Consider the following 15,976-nt stretch of genomic DNA (forward strand, 5'->3'; position numbering starts at 1 on the left):
TCTTTCGGTGCCGCGATTACGGGGCGCAAGTGGCTGCCGGACCCGAACATCGGGCCAGATCCTGACCACCTGCCCGAATGGGAACCCGACCGGCCGTCCTAGTCGAATGACGAAGGCGAGTTATCGGCCGGCGCCGACACCTACGGCCCTAACTCACCGCTATCGCCGCTTGCAACACCTGCAAATCGAGCACGAGCGATTTGCAGCGTGCAAGTGGTCGACACCGCTGACGAGGCACGCCCGCAAGCCTGACGGGCGGTTTTTTGTTTTGTTTGCCCTGCTCACCGTGGCCCGGTCGATGGCGGGTCAACCGGCGTCAGCGATATCGGCAGCCAGTGGGTGCCCGGTCCCTCACCTGGGCATCCGGTTCCCCCGATGACCAGGGTGCGCTCCCCGAAGAAGCTGCCGTCAGGGTTCGGGATCCAGTAGTCCGAGCGCTGGGCCTGCACGGCGCTGCCGGGGTTGTTGCGATCGCAGAAGTAGGGATACTCACCGCTCGTTTCCCAGCGGTCGTTGTTCCATCTGTACTCGTAGGCCACTGGGGCGCCCGGGTTGCGGGCGTGGTCGTCCGTATTGTCCATGCGCGCAACACATCCGTTCGCGTCGCACTTGGTGGTGAATTCGGCAGGCACGGTTATCGAATTCATCGGTGTCGGGTTTCCGTTGAATGTCTGCTTCGAGAAGTCGATGAGCAGGTTGTAATGCCCGTACAGCGGCGGTGGTTCAATTCGCTCCGCATCAGCGATCGGCGACCCCAGCGCCAGAACGCTTGCCGCGAGGGCTACTCCCAGCATGGTTTTCATAGCGTTAGTCGTCCTCGTCATCATCGCGGTGTGCCGCCTCGACCACCTCGGGCGGCACCGGCTTTTGGAGCCAGGCACGAATGCGCAATAGCCCACCGGCGACGACGCCTACGGCGAATACCGCGACGAGTACCCACAGAACGGTGGTCATGGCACCGAATTATCCCGCCCCGCGGCGCGCTGCGGCCGATTACCCACGAGTAGGCCACTGCCGGGTATCGCGCACATCTCAATACTGGCCGACTCCCGAAAATCGGAGGAAAGTGATGTGTATCACACCGCTTGCAAGAAGTCGGTTAGAACGAAAGGCAACGAGATGATCGGAGCAATTATTACCGCAGTCGTCGTCGGTGCGATTATCGGCGCACTCGCGCGACTCATCATGCCCGGTCGGCAGAATGTCAGCACACTCATGACAGTCGTGCTCGGCATTGCCGGAGCCCTGATCGGCTCTTGGCTCACCGCTGTCGTCGGATACACCAACTCGAACGGCGGATTCGCAATCGTCCCGTTCGTGGTCGGTGTCGTGGTCGCGATTGTGCTGATCGCGATCTACACGGCCCTGTCGGGCCGACGCGGCACGCCCGTCGGGCACTGAGCAGGACAGCCGCCGGCTCCGCCGATCCCCTGTCCTCATGATCGCGGAGCCCATTCTTGGCGCCGTCACCGGTTAAACATGTTCCTGCCGCCACGAGCAAGGCATTGCGGAATGTATGCACATCGTGGCGCTCAATTGTCGCGTTGTTTTATTTCGTTTCCGTCTGGAATGCCAGCAAATCCCATGCACCAAATTGGTGCGCCTCCCCGGTAAATACGTTCATCAACAACGGCCGGATTTTCGCGATACGTGGATCGCGCGTGAGTCGACCGGGTAAGCCCGGAATCGGCCGGGCTGCTTAGATCTTGTTGGCTGAGTATGGCTTTCGAGCGACGGGGGCGCGAATGATCAGTGTCCGCGCCCTGGCCCACCGGGAACGCCGGGAATTCGCCGACCTGCTCGACGGGTTGGCTCCGCACGAATGGCAGGCACCGACGTTGTGCGCGGGCTGGAATGTTCGCGACGTCGTCACCCACACCGTCGCCTATCTGGGACAGACCCGGCTGCAGCTCACCGGAGCGATGCTGGCAGCGCGGGGGCGCGTGGACAGGATCAACGACCGCGCGCTGCAGGCCGACGCCACTGCCGGACCCGACGAACTGCGCATCCTGATGCGGGCCGGCACCGATCCGTCAGGTGCGGGCGCGCTCTACGGCTGCCGGGTGGCCCTGATCGAGTGCCTGATCCACCAGCAGGACATCCGGCGCCCGCTCGGGCGGTCCCGCACAATTCCGGCCGACGCACTGCTCGCCTCCCTGTCCTTTGCGCGGATCAGCCCGGTGATCGGCGGAGCCCGCCGCACCCGGGGGGTGCGATTGATCGCCGGTGACCTCGACTGGTCGGCCGGCCGCGGGCCGGAGATCCGTGGACCGGGTGAGGCGCTGTTGCTGGCGATGACGGGACGCGTTGAGGCGGTCGCCGGCGAGCTGCAGGGACCGGGCGTGGCTCACCTGTGCGGACGATGAAACGTCCGGTCTCGATCCGGCGTCGAATCGGCGCAGACCCGACGCCAACCTCGTAACGATCCGACCGCGCCCATCGATTCAGTTAGCGGACCGCCCCTAGCATCGGGCAGTGACGTGTTTCGGCGCTCCGCCGAGTCATCGCCCACGTCCGTTGTCCCCGCTGGAGGATCGTTGAGAAGTCAGCCGATCGATGCGATCGACGGCTTCTGCACGTCCGAATTCGCCCGGGTGCGCGATGCCTTCGCGGACAACTTCTCCCACCACAACGAGGTCGGCGCTGCTGTCGCGGTCTGGGTCGAGGGCGACCTGGTGGTCAACCTGTGGGGCGGATCCGCCGACGCAGCCGGTACCAGGCCATGGCAGCAGGACACCCTGGCCAGCGTGTATTCCGGATCCAAGGGGCTGTTGAGCACCTGCATCCATCTGTTGGCCGACCGCGGCGAGATCGACCTCGACGCGCCGGTGGCCCGCTACTGGCCCGAGTTCGGCCAGGCCGGAAAGCAGAACATCACCATCGCCATGGTGCTGGGCCACCGCTCGGGCGTGATCGGCCCGCGCGAACCGATGAGCTGGCAGCAGGTGACCGACTGGGACGCGGTGTGCGCCCGGATCGCAGCCGCGACGCCGTGGTGGCCGCCGGGCAGCGCGCAGGGCTACCACGTGGTGACCTTCGGCTTCATCCTCGGCGAGGTGGTTCGCCGGGTCACCGGCCGCACCCTCGGTCAGTACCTGCGCACCGAGATCGCCGAACCGCTGGGCGCCGACATCCACGTCGGCCTGCCTGACTGGCACCACCATCGCTGCGCGGAGATGGTGAACAAGCCGTCGGTGCGCAGCCTGCTGGCCGACAACGGGGTCGACGAACCGCCGGCTTCGCTCGGAGACCATCCGATGGCCGGCTGGGCGGTGTCGATGGACTTCGTGCCGGATGACGAACTGGGCGTGCAGGCCCTGGACGCCTGGCGCAGCGCCGAGTTCCCGAGCACCAACGCCCACGTCTCCGCGCTCGGCATGGCGACCTTCTACAACGCGCTGGCCCAGGAGAAGCTCCTGACCCGCGAGCACATGGAGCGCTGCCGGGTTTCCCAGGGCGGATTCGACGCCGATGTGGTGCTGGGCGCGCGAGTCGCCGATCACGGCTGGGGTCTGGGCTACATGCTCAACCAGCGCGGCATCGCCGGACCGAACACCCGCATCTTCGGGCACGGCGGGTCGGGTGGTTCGTTCGCCTTCGTCGACCTGGAGCACCGGATCGGCTACGCCTACGTGATGAACTATTTCGACGCCACCAAGTGCAATGCCGACCCGCGCACGGTCGCGCTGTCCAACGAGGTGTACTCCGCTCTCGGCGTAATTTGAGTTCTCTTCGAGGACCCGGAGACGCCGTTTTCCGTGGGTACGCTGGACGCCATGAACAGCGTTTTGCTGGTACTCATCGTTCTGGTCATCGCCGCGATCGCGTTCGCTGTCTACAGCTCGTCGCAGGCCAACGGCCGCCGTTCGGCGGAGTCGCTGGCCGACGCCAAGGCTGACGCCCGCCGGCTCATCGAGCGCCTCGGCGGACAAGTGCTCAACCTGACCGGCTCCGACGATGCCTCCAAGCAGGCACTGGCCGACGCGTCCGAGCGCTACACCGCGGCGTCCTCCCAGATCGATCAGGCCACCACGGCCAAGCAGGCTGCGCTGGCCAAGGAGAGCGCCATCGAGGGCCTCTACTACGTGCGCGCGGCCCGCACTGCGATGGGCATGGATCCCGGTCCCGAGTTGGAGTCGCTGAGCGGGCAACGTTCGGCCGGCGCGGTCACCGAGGACCGCCGGATCAGCTTCGAGGGCCGCGAGATCGAGGCGTCCCCGACTCCCTCGGCGAACACACCGAACTACTACCCGGGTGGCCGGGTGGCCGGACGCCCGGTGCCCGCCGGCTGGTACTCCGAGCCGTGGTGGAAGCCGGCCCTGGTGGCCGGCGCCTGGGGCCTGGGCTCGGTGCTCCTGTTCGACGCGATGTTCTCCGGAATGCACGGAGTCAACTACGGCGCACAGGGTTTCGAAAACGGTTACGGCGATGGCTATTCCGACGGTTTCGCCGCGGGCCAGGACGGCGGCGACGCCGGCGGGTTCGATGGCGGCGACGCCGGCGGCGGCGACTGGGGCGGTACGGACGCCAGCGGCTGGGACGGCGGAGGCTTCGACGGTGGCGACTTCGGCGGTGGCGATTTCGGGGGCTTCTGACCCTCTGCCGAACAGACGCTCGGGTACCTGTGGCTCACACTTTTCGGGTACCTACGTGTCTGTTCGCGCGAATTTCTTTCTAGAGGCGGCTCTCCAGACGCGCCGACACGCCGGCCTCCTGCAGGTCCAGACGCTCCAGCATGGCCCGCACCGCCTCGTCCTCGATCCGGCCTTCATCGCGCTCGGTGATGAGCGCACCGCGTTGCGCCGCAAGCACATCCCGGTACAGACCCGAGAACACCGCGGCCCGTTTGGTGAGCGCTTCAGGGTCGGGCATCTCGTCTGCGTCCTGTGAATGCCGGGCGATCACCGCGCGGATCTCGGTCACCACCCGGGGATCGAGACCTTCGGGCGGATCTGCCTCGAACGCGTCGAGCACATCGTCGGCCGCATCGTGCACCACGCGTTCGGCCTTGAGTTCCTCCTCCCGGTCGGCAGCGTGGTCGTCGCAGAACCGGGACAGGTTCAGCCGGCGGATCAGCAGGGGCAGGGTCCAGCCCTGGATCAGCAAGGTGCCCACACTCACCGCGAACGCGATGGCCTGGATGGTGGCGCGTTCCGGGAAGGGTTCGCCCGAAGCCGTGGTCGCCGGGATCGCGGCGGCCGCGGCCAGTGTCACCACGCCACGCATCCCGGTCCAGGACACGACGACGTTCTCCCGCCAGCTCAGTGAGCGGCGGTCGATCATCCGGCGCCAGCGCGCCCTCGGCGTTCGGTTGCGCCGGCCGAGGGCCCCGCGAGCACCGTCGGGCACCGGCACGCTGAACTTGCTCTCCACGTGCCGGGACAGCTTGTTCCGGCCGAACATCAGGAACACCGACAGCGGGCGGATCACCAGCACGATGAGCAACACGATCACCGAGGCGACCGCGACGACGGCCAGCGACTCGTGGGCTTCGTTGAGGTCCTGCAGCACAAACCGCAGATGCAGACCGATGTAGGCGAACACGAACGCCTCGAGCAGCACGTCGACCGAATTCCAGACGTACCGTTCCTGCAGTCGCGTCTGGTACGCCGCCCCCATCGCACCGTTGCCGACCACGAAGCCGGCGACCACCACCGCCAACACACCGGAGGCGTGCAGTTCCTCGGCGGTGATGAAGGCCGCGAACGGAACCACCAGACCCTGCACCGTCTCCAGACCCGGGTTGTCCAGGTGCTTGCGAATCCACAGCGTCACGTAGCCCAGCAGTGCCCCGACCACCGGGCCGACCGTGGCGCTGTACCCGAACAGCAGGAAGGGGTTCTCGATGAAGGTGTGGCTCCCGGCGACCTGGGCCACCGCGATGGAGAACAGGGTCAGCGCGGCCGCGTCGTTGATCAGGCTCTCGCCGGTGAGGATCGCCATCACCCGTTTGGGCAGGCCGAGCTTGCGGCCCACCGCGACGGCGGTGACGGCGTCCGGCGGCGCGACGATGGCGCCGAGCACGAGGGCCAGCCCGAAGGTCAGTGGCACCAGCACCAGCCAGGACGAGACCGCTGCCACGGCGAATGCCGTCACCACGACCAGGCCGACACCCAGGCCGAGGATCGGGCGGATGTTACGGAAGAACGTCGGGAAGGAGAAGTCCAGCGCCGCCGAGTACAGCAGCGGCGGCAGCACCACCGTCAGCAGAATGTGCGAATCCAGTTCGGGGGGCTCGAAGCCCGGCAGGAACGACACCGCGCTGCCGATCACCACGATGATCAGGGCGGGTTCCATCCCACGGCGGTGCGCGATTGCTGTGACGAGGATGGCTCCGACGACGACGAGGATCAATTCCACCCGGGAATTGTCCCGTGCCCGCGCCGGCGCCGCGCGCTCACACCTGGCAGTCGGGGCACCAGAACAGGTTGCGGCCCTCCAGTTCTGCGGTGCGCACCGGGGCGCCGCACACCCGGCAGGCCTCCCCCGCCCGGCGATACACGTAGGTGCGGGGCCGGCCCGGACCGTAGGACGGGGCACCGTGGTCGTGCTCGGGGCGGACGACGACGATCTTGCCCCGGCGCACCCCGACCTTCATCAGTTCGACGAGATCGGTCCACATGTCGCTGAATTCGGCCTGAGCCATGTGCGTGCCCGACCGGTACGGATTGATGTGATGACGGAACAGCAGTTCGCTGCGGTACACGTTGCCGACTCCGGCGATCACCGACTGGTCCATCAACAACGCACCGATTGACCTGCGCGACTTACTGATTCGCGCCCAGGCCGACGCGGGATCGGCGTCCTTGCGCAGCGGGTCGGGACCGAGGCGCGCCACCACATCGGCGATCTCGGGCTCGGCGATCACCTCGCAGACGGTGGGGCCACGCAGGTCGGTGCCGTACTCGGCACCCACGATCCGCATCCGCACCTGGCCGACCGGCAGCCCCAGCGGAACGGGAGCCTCGGTGAACTTGCCGTACAGGCCGAGGTGGATGTGCACGACCCGGCCACCGTCGTAGTGGTGGAACAGGTGCTTGCCCCAGGCGTCGGCCTGCTTGAACACCTGGCCGTTGACCGCGGCCGCACCGTCGGCGAAGCGGCCCTGCGGGCTGGACACCACCACCGGTGCCCGGCCGAACCGCTTCTGGTGCAGCCGGGCCAGCCGGTGCAGGGTGTGCCCTTCGGGCATGGGTCAGGCAGGCGCGCCGGGAACCGGCGGGGCCACGTGATCCTTCTCGTAGGCGGCGAGAATGTCGATGCGGCGCTGGTGACGCTCGGCCTCCGACCACGGCGTCGACAGGAACGCGTCGACGATGGCCAGCGCCTCCTCCTCGCTGTGCATGCGTCCACCCAGACCCATCAGTTGCGCGTTGTTGTGCTCGCGGGCCAGTTTGGCGGTCTCGACGCTCCAGGCCAGGGCACAGCGGGCACCGGGCACCTTGTTCGCGGCGATCTGCTCACCGTTGCCCGACCCGCCCAGCACGATGCCCAGGCTGCCCGGGTCGGCGACTGTCCTGACCGCCGCGTCGATACAGAACGCCGGGTAGTCGTCATCGGCGTCGTAGGTGTAGGCACCGCAGTCGATCGGCTCGTGGCCGGTCTTCTTGAGGTGCTCGATGATGGTCTGCTTGAACTCGAATCCGGCGTGGTCGGCACCGATGTAAACGCGCATGTCGGTAACCCTAACTGGTCGGTAACTCCGCTTGGCCACAGCGCAGGATGATGGTACGGGGATTGAGGGTGCGCGTTCTCACCGCCGGGTCGGTCACTGCGCTACCGCGTCAACCCTTTTCAGTACCAGCGCGGATACCTGCCAGGAGCAGGTCGAGCATGCGCTGCGCCTGCTCGGGTGAGCCGCTGGCGAGGAAGATCCCGAGCATGCTCGAAACCACGTCGTCGGCCCGCACATCGACGCCCAGGCTGCCATCGGTGACGCCGGCATCGAGCAAGGTCTGGACCGCACCGGTGACGCTCGCCTTGGTATCGCGGTGATCGACCGCGCCGGATTCGAAGATGGTGCGCAGCGATTCGGCCATGCCCTTCTTGGCGGCGACGAACGTCGCGTAGCGGTCCATCCACCGACGCAGCGCCACCGGCGGCGGGTACCGGCCGGACAGCTCGGCGGCGGATGCGGAGACTTCGGCCAGCTCGGCCCGGTAGACGGCCTCGATGAGGGCCTCGCGGCTGGGAAAGTGACGGTAGAGCGTCCCGATGCCGACACCGGCGTCGCGGGCGATCGCCTCTAGCGAGACCGGTCCGTCTGACGCGGTGAACGCTGCCGCAGCAGCCGCGAGCAGGCGCTCCCTGTTGCGCCGCGCATCAGCCCGCTCAGCCATAGCGGAGGCTCCTCCGTTTTGCTAGTGTGCGAAGCGGAGGTTCCTCCGCTTTAGGTTCTATTATGACACTCCAGGAGCGCACCATGACCACATCGCACCCCGGCGGCACTGGCACCCTCGGCGCACACACGGTCGCGCGGATCGGCTACGGCGCCATGCAACGCCGTGGCTCCGCAGAGGACGCGATCGCGCTGCTGCGCCGCGCCGCCGAACTCGGGGTCAACCACATCGACACGGCCTCGTTCTACGCCGAGGGTGAGGTCAACCGGACCATCCGGGCCGCGCTATCGCCTTATCCCGAGGACCTGGTGCTGGTCAGCAAGGTCGGCGCCGCGCACGTACCCGGTGCGGCGATTCCGCTGACCGCGGCGCAGAAGCCGCACGAACTGCGGGCCGCGGTCGAGAAGGACCTGAGCCAACTCGGGGTCGAGCAGGTCGCAGTGGTGAACCTGCGCCGGATGGACCTGGGTCCCGGCGTGGTCGCCGAGGGGGATCAGGTGGTGCCGCTGGACGATCAGTTGGCCGAGATGATTGCGCTGCGCAACGAGGGCAAGATCGGTGCGATCGGGATCAGCAACGTCGACCTGCCGATGCTTGAGCAGGCCGTACCCGCCGGCATCGTCTGCGTGCAGAACGCCTACAACCTGTTGGACCGCCGACGCGAGGACATGCTGGGGTACTGTGCCGAACACGGCATCGCCTGGGTGCCGTACTTCCCGCTGGGCTCGGCATTTCCCGGCTTCCCCAAGGTCGCCGACAACGATGTGGTGCGCCGCCTGGCCACCGAAACCGGTTCCACCCCAGCACAAGTCGGTCTGGCGTGGTTACTGGCGCACTCCCCGAACATTTTGCCGATTCCCGGCACCGGATCGATCGCCCACCTCGAGGAGAACCTGGCGGCCGGCAACCTCACGCTCAGCGACGCGCAGATGGCCGACCTCGACGCGGTACCCGGCGCAGGGCTATCCGATGGTGATGGCGTCGAGGCGTTCCTTGATGAAGGCCGATGACGTCACGGGCTCCAAACCACCGACCTTGCCGACGGGCGGTTCCAGCGGGGTGACGAGTGCGTCGTGGTTGGCCTCGTAGAAGTAGATCAGCGAGACCAGGTCCTCCTCGGGGGCGTGCGACTGCGGCGGCAGCACGCGGTGCCGGCCGGAGGGCCAGCGGCGGCCACTCCAGTACTCCAGCAGGTCACCGATGTTGACCGTGAGCGATCCCGGCTCCCACGGCGCGTCCTCCCAGCCCTCCTGCTCGGAGAAGACCTGCAGTCCGCCCGCACCCGGTTCGCGGTCCAGGATCGTCACCGTGCCGAAGTCGGTGTGCGGACCGATGCGGAACTGGCCCGGCTCCGGCTCCCCCACCACGCTAACCGGCGGGTAGTGGTTGATGTTCATGGTCCAGGTCGGCCGATCCGCCAGGGCGACAAAGGGATTGACCGGCAATCCGAGGGCGTGGGCGAACAGCGCCAGCAGGTCGTCGGAGACCGTCCGCATCGCGGCGGTGTACTCGTCGACCAATACCTGCAACGCGGGCACCTCGGCCGGCCACACGTTGGGTGCGAACCAGATCCGGTCGACCTCCGGGTCGCCGGTCGCGGTCTCGGCGCCCAGGCTGTAGCTCTCCTTCAGATCGGGCGGGGTCTCGGTGCCCTCGGCGTAACCGTTGGCTTCGGCTCCCGGCCCGATCCAGCCGTGCCCGCCCACGGGCACCGAATAGCCCTGCTTGACCTGGTCCGGGAGTGCGAAGAACTCCCGGCTGGCCGCGCGCACCTTGGCCGCCAGGTCGGTGTCCACACCGTGGCCGGTGACGACGATGAAGCCCGCGCGCTGCAGACCCGCGTCGACCTCGGCGGCAACCGCGTCGGCCTCGGCCCCGCCGGCGTACCACCGGGACATGTCAATCGTTGCTATCGCGCTCATTCGCCGATGTCCTCCGCCCACAGATCCGGACGCTCGGCGATGAAGTCCTCCATCATCGCCACGCAGCGTTCATCGTCGAGCAGGGTAACCGCTACCCCGTGCTCGGCCAGCCAGTCGTGGCCACCTGTGAAGGTCCGGCTCTCGCCGATCACCACCGCGCCGATGTTGAACTGGCGGACCAGGCCGCTGCAGTACCAGCACGGCGAGAGCGTCGTCACCATGATCGTGGAGCGGTAACCGCGCTGACGCCCGGCGGCCCGGAAGGCGTCGGTCTCGGCATGGATGGACGGGTCATCGTTCTGAACGCGCCGGTTGTGGCCGGCCCCCAGCAAGGTCCCGTCCGCGCTGAACAAGGCGGCGCCGATGGGAATACCGCCTTCGGCCAACCCTTTTCGCGCCTCCTCGACGGCGACGTCGAGCATCTGTTCCGGGCTCATGCCGGCACCGCCCGTTCCGCGGTGAGCTTGGACCGGCACAACACGAGATAGCAGGCACCGGCGATCAGGAACCCGACGAAGAACGTGATGTCGCCCAACTGCGGTACCTCGCGAGCGATGTAGCCGACGAACTTCGCCTGGTTGCAGAACAACGTCACCGACACGACCAGACCGACCAGGAACGACACCAGGCCGGGCCAGTTCGTGTAGGACCGGTCGTAGAGGAAGTCCGCGACGGGCGCGTCGCCACGCAGGTACTCGTCGGCGAACACCACTCCGAGCCACGGTCCGATCCAGTACGCGATGATCAGCAGGAACGCCTCGTAACTGGCCGCGGCGTCGGCCAGTGCCCACGCGGCGATCAGGAACCCGACCACCCCGAAGAACGCGGTCGCCAGCGCCCGGGCGATGTGATGCGGAAGCTTGATCCCGATGGTTACGAAAGCCATTGCGCCCGAATAGATGTTGATCGCGTTGGCGGCCACCGCCCCGATCGCGATGGCCAACAGGGTCAGACTCGCCAGCCACGGGGCCAATTCCGAGGTGAAGGCAGTGGTCGGATTGTCCGAGACCGCAGGGCCGATGGTCACCGAGGCCGCACCCACCGTCTGAAGCAGCATGCAGGACACGAACAGTCCTGCGGCGGCGAAGAACCCGGTGCGGGGTCGGGCCTCGGACCGCGGCAGGTACCGCGTGTAGTCGGCGGCGTACGGCGCCCACCCCGCGACATAGCCGAACGCGGTGCCCACGGTCAGCAGGAAGCCCCCCATACCGCCGACACCGCCGGTCACCGCGGGCGCACCGAAATCGGCCTTGGTCAGGATCACCACGGAGGTGATCGCGAAGATGACCGCGAGCACCGGGAAGGCCCACCGCTCGAAAGCCTGAACCAGGTTGTGCCCGAACACCGCCAGCGCGGTCTGCACCACGACGACGAGCACCAGCGCCAGCACCGGAGCGATGCCGAACAGCGTGGAGAGCGCGAACGCACCGCTGACGCTGTTGGTGGCGAACCACCCGATGCCCGCGGTCACCGTCATCAGCAGCGAGGGCACGGCGTTGCCCTTGAAGCCGAACGCCAGCCGGCCCAGCACCATCTGCGGCACGCCGTGCAGGGGGCCACGCTTGGACAGGAAGTAGTGCGCAAGCGCGCCCAGACCGGTACCGATCCCCAGGCCGGCCACTGCCTGCCAGAACGTCATGCCGTAGACGGAGACCGCCAGCACGCCCAGGAAGATCGTGGCGAACTCGAGGTTCGGCGAGGTCCAGGTCCAGAACAACTGGCTGGGCTTGCCGTGCCGATCGGCCTCGGCGATGTGCTCGTTACCGCCCGGCTCGACAGCTGCGATCCGGTCGCGGTAGGAACCGTCGGTACTGGGCTCAGCCGCTGTCATGCGTACACCGTGGCGTGAACCGTGGCCCAACGCAAGCTGAACGCGGAGATTGGTTGGCGTTCAGTCGGGCTCGGCGACGGCAAGCAACTCGCGGGCGCTGGCGACGATGTGGTCGTGGAGCGCTGAGCGGCGCACGTCCGGCCCGCCGGTCGTGATCGCGTGCAGTAGAGCGCGGTGCTCTTCGGGGATCGCGAACGGGCTGTCGTGGCGCCTGGCGAGCCGGTGGATCTGCATCCGGATGCGCGGTTGCACACTGGCCCACAGTTGCATCGCGTGTTCAGAGTGAGCGCTCTTGACGATCGACTCGTGAAACAGCACATCGAGTTCGTTGAGCAGATCCAGGTCGTCGGCCGCCGCGGCATCGTCCATGAGCGCCACCAGCCGCTGCAGCTCGGCCAGCACGGCTGGATCGAGGCTTGCCTTCTCCACGGCGAACTGCTCGATGGACAACCGCACCGGAAGCAACACCCCCAGCAGCTCGTCGGCGCTCACCGTCGCCACGAATGCCCCGCGGTTGGGGATGTGATGCACCAAGCCTTCACTTTCCAGCTGCCGCAGGGCTTCGCGCACGGGACCGGGGCTGGTGCTCAGGTGTGCGGCCAGCACATCCTGCTTGAGCTGCGCACCGGGTGCCAGGCCGCCTTTCACGATCTGCTCGCGCAGCCAGTCTGCGATCTGATGCCGTCGCGACGCGGGCAACGGGGCGACTACGGCCAGTGGTTCCAGCGCCTCCGTCAATGGTCCGTTCTCCTTCACACAAGGTCGCCAGGGTTGCCCAGTGGCGTCAATCCTATGCAGCCGCCTGCACCCATTCGGGCGCAGACGCTGTCGCCCGACACTGTTGCGTAGATTACAGATTATAGATAATCTCTGATTTATCCAAACGGGGCCCGACGGTTACGGGCCTCGACCTGAAAAATCTTCTGAACAAAGGACATTCATGCGTAGAGCCCTCCGCGCCGTGTTCGTCGCCCTTGCCGCCACCACCGCGCTGGTGCTGGCCGGCTGTACGTCGTCGGGTCAGACCGGCACCGCCCAGAGCAGCGTCCTGACCAAGGTGCTGACCTCCAAGAAGATCACCATCGGAGTCTTCGCAGATGCACCTCCTTATGGCGTGATGAACGGCTCCGGCAACTACGAAGGCTTCGACATCGACAAGGCCAGAGCACTCGCCGACTCACTCGGCGCCAGCGTGGAATTCGTCAGTGCCACCAACGCGAGCCGAATTCCCATGCTGGAGACCGGAAAAGCCGACGTCATCATCGCCGCTCTGACCAACCTCGACGAGCGGGCCCAGGTGGTCGCGCTCACCCGGCCGTATGCGTCCGAGGGACAGCTGGTCGTAGTGCCCGCGGACAGTCCGATTCGGCGCTATGACGACCTTGCCGGCCGCACCGTGGCCTCGACCCGCGGCAGTGTGCCCGCCACCATCTTGGAAGCCGAGTTCCCACAGGCCAAGCCCAGCCTGTTCGAAGCCGTCGCCGACTCCATCCAAGCCCTGCGCAGCGGAAAGGTGGATGCACTGATGGAGAGCACGGCGGTGGTCGCCGGCGTCCGCGCGAGCCAGGGTGATGCGGTACGGGTGCTCGATGCGCCCCCACTGGCGCCCTCGTTCGTGTCCTTCGGCATCAAGATGGGCGACCAGCTCTGGCTCAACTACCTGAACAACTTCATCTTGAACTACAACATCAGCAGGGCCGCCGATGAGTCCTACAACAAGTGGCTCGGCATGGACGTCCCCGCACTCATCAAGTAACTCGCTGCATCCCAACATTTCTCAGGACAACACATGCAGCTCTACTACGGGGACCTGATCCCCTATCTCGTTCCACTACTCAAAGGCCTCGCGGTCAGCATCGGGGTGAGCCTGGTCGCGGCAGTAGTCGGCGGCGCATTCGGAATCCTGCTGTACTCCGGGCGCACGTCCAAGGTGAGCATCTGGCGCGTCGCGTCATCGACCTACATCGAGGTCATCCGCAACACGCCATTGCTGTTGCAGCTCTACCTGGTCTACTTCGCACTGCCGCAGGCCGGTGTGAACCTCGACCCGGTTGCCGCGGGCATCCTCGCTCTCAGTATCAACAACGCGGCGTACATGGCCGAGATCTTCCGCGCCGGCTTTCAATCCGTGCCGGCCGGCCTGCGCGAAGCGGGCGCGGCACTCGGGCTCAGTCCGCGCGACACCTTCTGGCGGGTGCTGTTCCCACCGGCGATGCGAAATGTCCTGCCGGCCATTACCAATCAGACCATTCTGCTGTTCCTCGCCTCGTCGATCACGTCGGTCGTATCCCTGCCCGACCTGATGCACGTGATGATGGGAATCACCTCGACCACGTTCCGCACCATCGAGGCGTTCACCGTCGGCGGCCTGCTCTACTTCGCGGTCGCGTTCCTCATCGCGAGCCTTTCGCGAATCGTCGAAACCTGGTTCATCAAGTGGAAGGTGGCGTGATGTTCGAAGGACTCGGCACCCAACATCTCTCGTTGATCTGGCACGGGGCCCTCGTGACTCTCCAGATATGCACGCTGTCAGTGCTTTTCGGCGGCGTGTTCGGAATCGTCATCGGCCTGATGTCCACCGGAACAATCCGCGCCCTGCGGTGGGTGGCCGCTCTCTACGTCGCGTTGATCCGCGGCATCCCGGTGTTGCTGATCATCTTCTTCGTCTACTTCGGCATACCGTTGATGGCCCCGGGCAGCAGCCTCTCGGAGTACTGGGCCGCGGTGATCGCGCTGTCGGTGTTCGCGTCGGCCTATATCGGCGAGCTCGTGCGCGGCAGCATCCAGTCCGTCCCCCGCGGACAGTTCGAGGCCGCAGACGCACTCGGGCTGTCCTACGCCCAACGCATGCGCTGGGTCATCCTGCCGCAGGCCGCGCGGGTGATCGTGCCACCCGGTGTCGGTTTCCTGGTGGTGCTGATCAAAGACAGCTCACTGGTCGCAGTCATCGGTCTCATCGAACTGACCCGCGCGGGCAACGTGGTCAGCTCGCTGACAGCCGATCCGATCACCACCTACCTCATCGTCGGGGCCTGCTACTTCGTCATCTGCTACGCGCTTTCGTCGCTGGGCCGCCGATACGAACAACGGCTCGGCATTCACGTCAAGGCGCCCGATGTCGGCGACACCCTCACCCTCACTACAGGAGCGAACAAATGATCGAGGTCGACGGACTCCGGCTGAGCTTCGGCGACACCGAGGTACTGCACGGCGTTTCGTGCCGGGTGGCCGAGCGTGAAGTGGTGTGCATCATCGGCGCGTCGGGCTCGGGCAAGAGCACGCTGCTGCGCTGCATGAACGGTTTGGAACGGCCGTCGCACGGCACGATCGTGATCAACCAACACACGCTAGGGCCCCAGGAGAAGACCGCCGACCTTGCCGTGGTGCGCCGCGACGTCGGCATGGTGTTCCAGCATTTCAACCTCTTTCCGCACATGACCGTCATCGAGAACATCGTGCTGGCGCCGCGGCGGGTACTGGGTCGCACCAGGAGCGAGGCCGCGGAACGAGCCCGCACCCTACTGGGGCGAGTTGGTCTGGCAGACAAGGCCGACGTCTATCCCGATTCGCTGTCGGGTGGCCAGAAACAACGCGTGGCCATCGCCCGTGCGCTGGCCATGGATCCAAAGATCATGCTGTTCGACGAGCCCACGTCAGCGCTGGACCCCGAGATCGTCGGCGAGGTGCTGGCGGTGATGAAAGACCTCGCCGCCGAGGGCATGACGATGGTCGTGGTGACCCACGAGATGGGCTTTGCCCGCGAGGTCTCCGACCGGGTGATCTACATGGACAAGGGCATAATCGTCGAAACCGCCAGCCCGACATCGATGTTCACCTGCCCGCAGGAGCCCCGCACGCGGGAGTTCCTGAGCAAGGTGCTCTGA

At 66.5% G+C, this 15,976-nt stretch carries 19 protein-coding genes; 9 read left to right on the forward strand and 10 right to left on the reverse strand.

Features of this window, described 5'->3' with window-relative positions; genetic code table 11:
- Nucleotides 1–281: 281 nt before the first annotated feature.
- Both EH231_RS10680 and EH231_RS33805 read right to left on the reverse strand, forming a co-directional pair.
- Nucleotides 282–803, reverse strand: coding sequence for an MBOE_33420 family protein (locus tag EH231_RS10680; RefSeq protein ID WP_124712386.1), 522 nt, complete (start codon nt 801–803; stop codon nt 282–284).
- 4 nt (nt 804–807) lie between these two features.
- Entirely contained in the window at nt 808–954 is a 147-nt protein-coding gene (locus tag EH231_RS33805) for a hypothetical protein (protein ID WP_090431821.1), read from the reverse strand.
- A gap of 165 nt (nt 955–1,119) precedes the next feature.
- On the opposite strand from EH231_RS33805, the gene EH231_RS10685 reads away from it, so the two are divergent.
- From EH231_RS10685 to EH231_RS10700, 4 genes are all read left to right on the forward strand, one after another.
- Nucleotides 1,120–1,401, forward strand: a complete 282-nt coding sequence (locus EH231_RS10685; RefSeq protein ID WP_090431823.1) for a GlsB/YeaQ/YmgE family stress response membrane protein — start codon at nt 1,120–1,122, stop codon at nt 1,399–1,401.
- 344 nt (nt 1,402–1,745) lie between these two features.
- On the forward strand, nt 1,746–2,366 hold the full coding sequence (locus EH231_RS10690) for a maleylpyruvate isomerase family mycothiol-dependent enzyme (protein WP_124712387.1): 621 nt from the start codon (nt 1,746–1,748) through the stop codon (nt 2,364–2,366).
- A gap of 171 nt (nt 2,367–2,537) precedes the next feature.
- Nucleotides 2,538–3,725, forward strand: a complete 1,188-nt coding sequence (locus EH231_RS10695) for a serine hydrolase domain-containing protein (RefSeq protein WP_090431826.1) — start codon at nt 2,538–2,540, stop codon at nt 3,723–3,725.
- Nucleotides 3,726–3,776: 51 nt separating this feature from the next.
- Entirely contained in the window at nt 3,777–4,595 is an 819-nt protein-coding gene (locus EH231_RS10700) for a hypothetical protein (RefSeq protein ID WP_090432224.1), read from the forward strand.
- A 79-nt stretch (nt 4,596–4,674) separates the two neighbouring features.
- On the opposite strand, the gene EH231_RS10705 is transcribed toward EH231_RS10700, so the two are convergent.
- From EH231_RS10705 to EH231_RS10720, 4 genes are all read right to left on the reverse strand, one after another.
- Nucleotides 4,675–6,360, reverse strand: coding sequence for a cation:proton antiporter (locus EH231_RS10705; protein WP_124712388.1), 1,686 nt, complete (start codon nt 6,358–6,360; stop codon nt 4,675–4,677).
- Nucleotides 6,361–6,397: 37 nt separating this feature from the next.
- Nucleotides 6,398–7,192, reverse strand: a complete 795-nt coding sequence (locus EH231_RS10710; RefSeq protein WP_090431830.1) for an Fpg/Nei family DNA glycosylase — start codon at nt 7,190–7,192, stop codon at nt 6,398–6,400.
- Nucleotides 7,193–7,195: 3 nt separating this feature from the next.
- Nucleotides 7,196–7,675, reverse strand: coding sequence for a ribose-5-phosphate isomerase (locus EH231_RS10715; RefSeq protein WP_124712389.1), 480 nt, complete (start codon nt 7,673–7,675; stop codon nt 7,196–7,198).
- Between the two features lie 109 nt (nt 7,676–7,784).
- A complete protein-coding gene (locus tag EH231_RS10720; RefSeq protein ID WP_124712390.1) occupies nt 7,785–8,339 on the reverse strand; it encodes a TetR/AcrR family transcriptional regulator in 555 nt (184 codons plus the stop codon).
- An 83-nt stretch (nt 8,340–8,422) separates the two neighbouring features.
- Here EH231_RS10720 and EH231_RS10725 point away from each other — a divergent pair, with 83 nt between their 5' ends.
- On the forward strand, nt 8,423–9,349 hold the full coding sequence (locus EH231_RS10725) for an aldo/keto reductase (RefSeq protein ID WP_124712391.1): 927 nt from the start codon (nt 8,423–8,425) through the stop codon (nt 9,347–9,349).
- Here EH231_RS10725 and EH231_RS10730 read toward each other — a convergent pair.
- From EH231_RS10730 to EH231_RS10745, 4 genes are read right to left on the reverse strand one after another with little or no spacing between them, the layout of a single operon-like run.
- On the reverse strand, nt 9,302–10,261 hold the full coding sequence (locus EH231_RS10730) for an isopenicillin N synthase family dioxygenase (protein WP_124712392.1): 960 nt from the start codon (nt 10,259–10,261) through the stop codon (nt 9,302–9,304). The genes EH231_RS10725 and EH231_RS10730 overlap by 48 nt on opposite strands.
- Entirely contained in the window at nt 10,258–10,698 is a 441-nt protein-coding gene (locus EH231_RS10735; protein ID WP_090431837.1) for a nucleoside deaminase, read from the reverse strand. The genes EH231_RS10730 and EH231_RS10735 overlap by 4 nt, the downstream gene beginning before the upstream one ends.
- A complete protein-coding gene (locus EH231_RS10740) occupies nt 10,695–12,092 on the reverse strand; it encodes a purine-cytosine permease family protein (protein ID WP_090431838.1) in 1,398 nt (465 codons plus the stop codon). The genes EH231_RS10735 and EH231_RS10740 overlap by 4 nt, the downstream gene beginning before the upstream one ends.
- 60 nt (nt 12,093–12,152) lie before the next feature.
- Nucleotides 12,153–12,830 carry a GntR family transcriptional regulator gene (locus EH231_RS10745; protein WP_090432228.1) on the reverse strand — a complete coding sequence of 226 codons (678 nt, stop codon included), beginning with the start codon at nt 12,828–12,830 and terminating at the stop codon, nt 12,153–12,155.
- Between the two features lie 202 nt (nt 12,831–13,032).
- Here EH231_RS10745 and EH231_RS10750 point away from each other — a divergent pair, with 202 nt between their 5' ends.
- From EH231_RS10750 to EH231_RS10765, 4 genes are read left to right on the forward strand one after another with little or no spacing between them, the layout of a single operon-like run.
- A complete protein-coding gene (locus tag EH231_RS10750) occupies nt 13,033–13,848 on the forward strand; it encodes a transporter substrate-binding domain-containing protein (protein ID WP_090431840.1) in 816 nt (271 codons plus the stop codon).
- Between the two features lie 33 nt (nt 13,849–13,881).
- Nucleotides 13,882–14,544 carry an amino acid ABC transporter permease gene (locus EH231_RS10755; RefSeq protein ID WP_090431842.1) on the forward strand — a complete coding sequence of 221 codons (663 nt, stop codon included), beginning with the start codon at nt 13,882–13,884 and terminating at the stop codon, nt 14,542–14,544.
- Nucleotides 14,544–15,251, forward strand: coding sequence for an amino acid ABC transporter permease (locus EH231_RS10760; protein WP_124712393.1), 708 nt, complete (start codon nt 14,544–14,546; stop codon nt 15,249–15,251). Before EH231_RS10755 ends, EH231_RS10760 begins: the two co-directional genes overlap by 1 nt.
- Nucleotides 15,248–15,976 carry an amino acid ABC transporter ATP-binding protein gene (locus EH231_RS10765; protein ID WP_124712394.1) on the forward strand — a complete coding sequence of 243 codons (729 nt, stop codon included), beginning with the start codon at nt 15,248–15,250 and terminating at the stop codon, nt 15,974–15,976. The genes EH231_RS10760 and EH231_RS10765 overlap by 4 nt, the downstream gene beginning before the upstream one ends.

Origin of the sequence: Mycolicibacterium nivoides (assembly GCF_003855255.1) — a bacterium.
Classification (GTDB): Bacteria; Actinomycetota; Actinomycetes; order Mycobacteriales; family Mycobacteriaceae; genus Mycobacterium; species Mycobacterium nivoides.

Bases quoted from the DNA above. Each gene is read 5' to 3' on its own strand.
- EH231_RS10735 (WP_090431837.1), bottom strand. From the start codon at position 10,698: ATGAGCCCGGAACAGATGCTCGACGTCGCCGTCGAGGAGGCGCGAAAA.
- EH231_RS10740 (WP_090431838.1), bottom strand. From the start codon at position 12,092: ATGACAGCGGCTGAGCCCAGTACCGACGGTTCCTACCGCGACCGGATC.
- EH231_RS10755 (WP_090431842.1), top strand. From the start codon at position 13,882: ATGCAGCTCTACTACGGGGACCTGATCCCCTATCTCGTTCCACTACTC.
- EH231_RS10730 (WP_124712392.1), bottom strand. From the start codon at position 10,261: ATGAGCGCGATAGCAACGATTGACATGTCCCGGTGGTACGCCGGCGGG.
- EH231_RS10715 (WP_124712389.1), bottom strand. From the start codon at position 7,675: ATGCGCGTTTACATCGGTGCCGACCACGCCGGATTCGAGTTCAAGCAG.
- EH231_RS10690 (WP_124712387.1), top strand. From the start codon at position 1,746: ATGATCAGTGTCCGCGCCCTGGCCCACCGGGAACGCCGGGAATTCGCC.
- EH231_RS10720 (WP_124712390.1), bottom strand. From the start codon at position 8,339: ATGGCTGAGCGGGCTGATGCGCGGCGCAACAGGGAGCGCCTGCTCGCG.
- EH231_RS10725 (WP_124712391.1), top strand. From the start codon at position 8,423: ATGACCACATCGCACCCCGGCGGCACTGGCACCCTCGGCGCACACACG.
- EH231_RS10750 (WP_090431840.1), top strand. From the start codon at position 13,033: ATGCGTAGAGCCCTCCGCGCCGTGTTCGTCGCCCTTGCCGCCACCACC.
- EH231_RS10710 (WP_090431830.1), bottom strand. From the start codon at position 7,192: ATGCCCGAAGGGCACACCCTGCACCGGCTGGCCCGGCTGCACCAGAAG.
- EH231_RS10700 (WP_090432224.1), top strand. From the start codon at position 3,777: ATGAACAGCGTTTTGCTGGTACTCATCGTTCTGGTCATCGCCGCGATC.
- EH231_RS10685 (WP_090431823.1), top strand. From the start codon at position 1,120: ATGATCGGAGCAATTATTACCGCAGTCGTCGTCGGTGCGATTATCGGC.
- EH231_RS33805 (WP_090431821.1), bottom strand. From the start codon at position 954: ATGACCACCGTTCTGTGGGTACTCGTCGCGGTATTCGCCGTAGGCGTC.
- EH231_RS10760 (WP_124712393.1), top strand. From the start codon at position 14,544: ATGTTCGAAGGACTCGGCACCCAACATCTCTCGTTGATCTGGCACGGG.
- EH231_RS10680 (WP_124712386.1), bottom strand. From the start codon at position 803: ATGAAAACCATGCTGGGAGTAGCCCTCGCGGCAAGCGTTCTGGCGCTG.
- EH231_RS10765 (WP_124712394.1), top strand. From the start codon at position 15,248: ATGATCGAGGTCGACGGACTCCGGCTGAGCTTCGGCGACACCGAGGTA.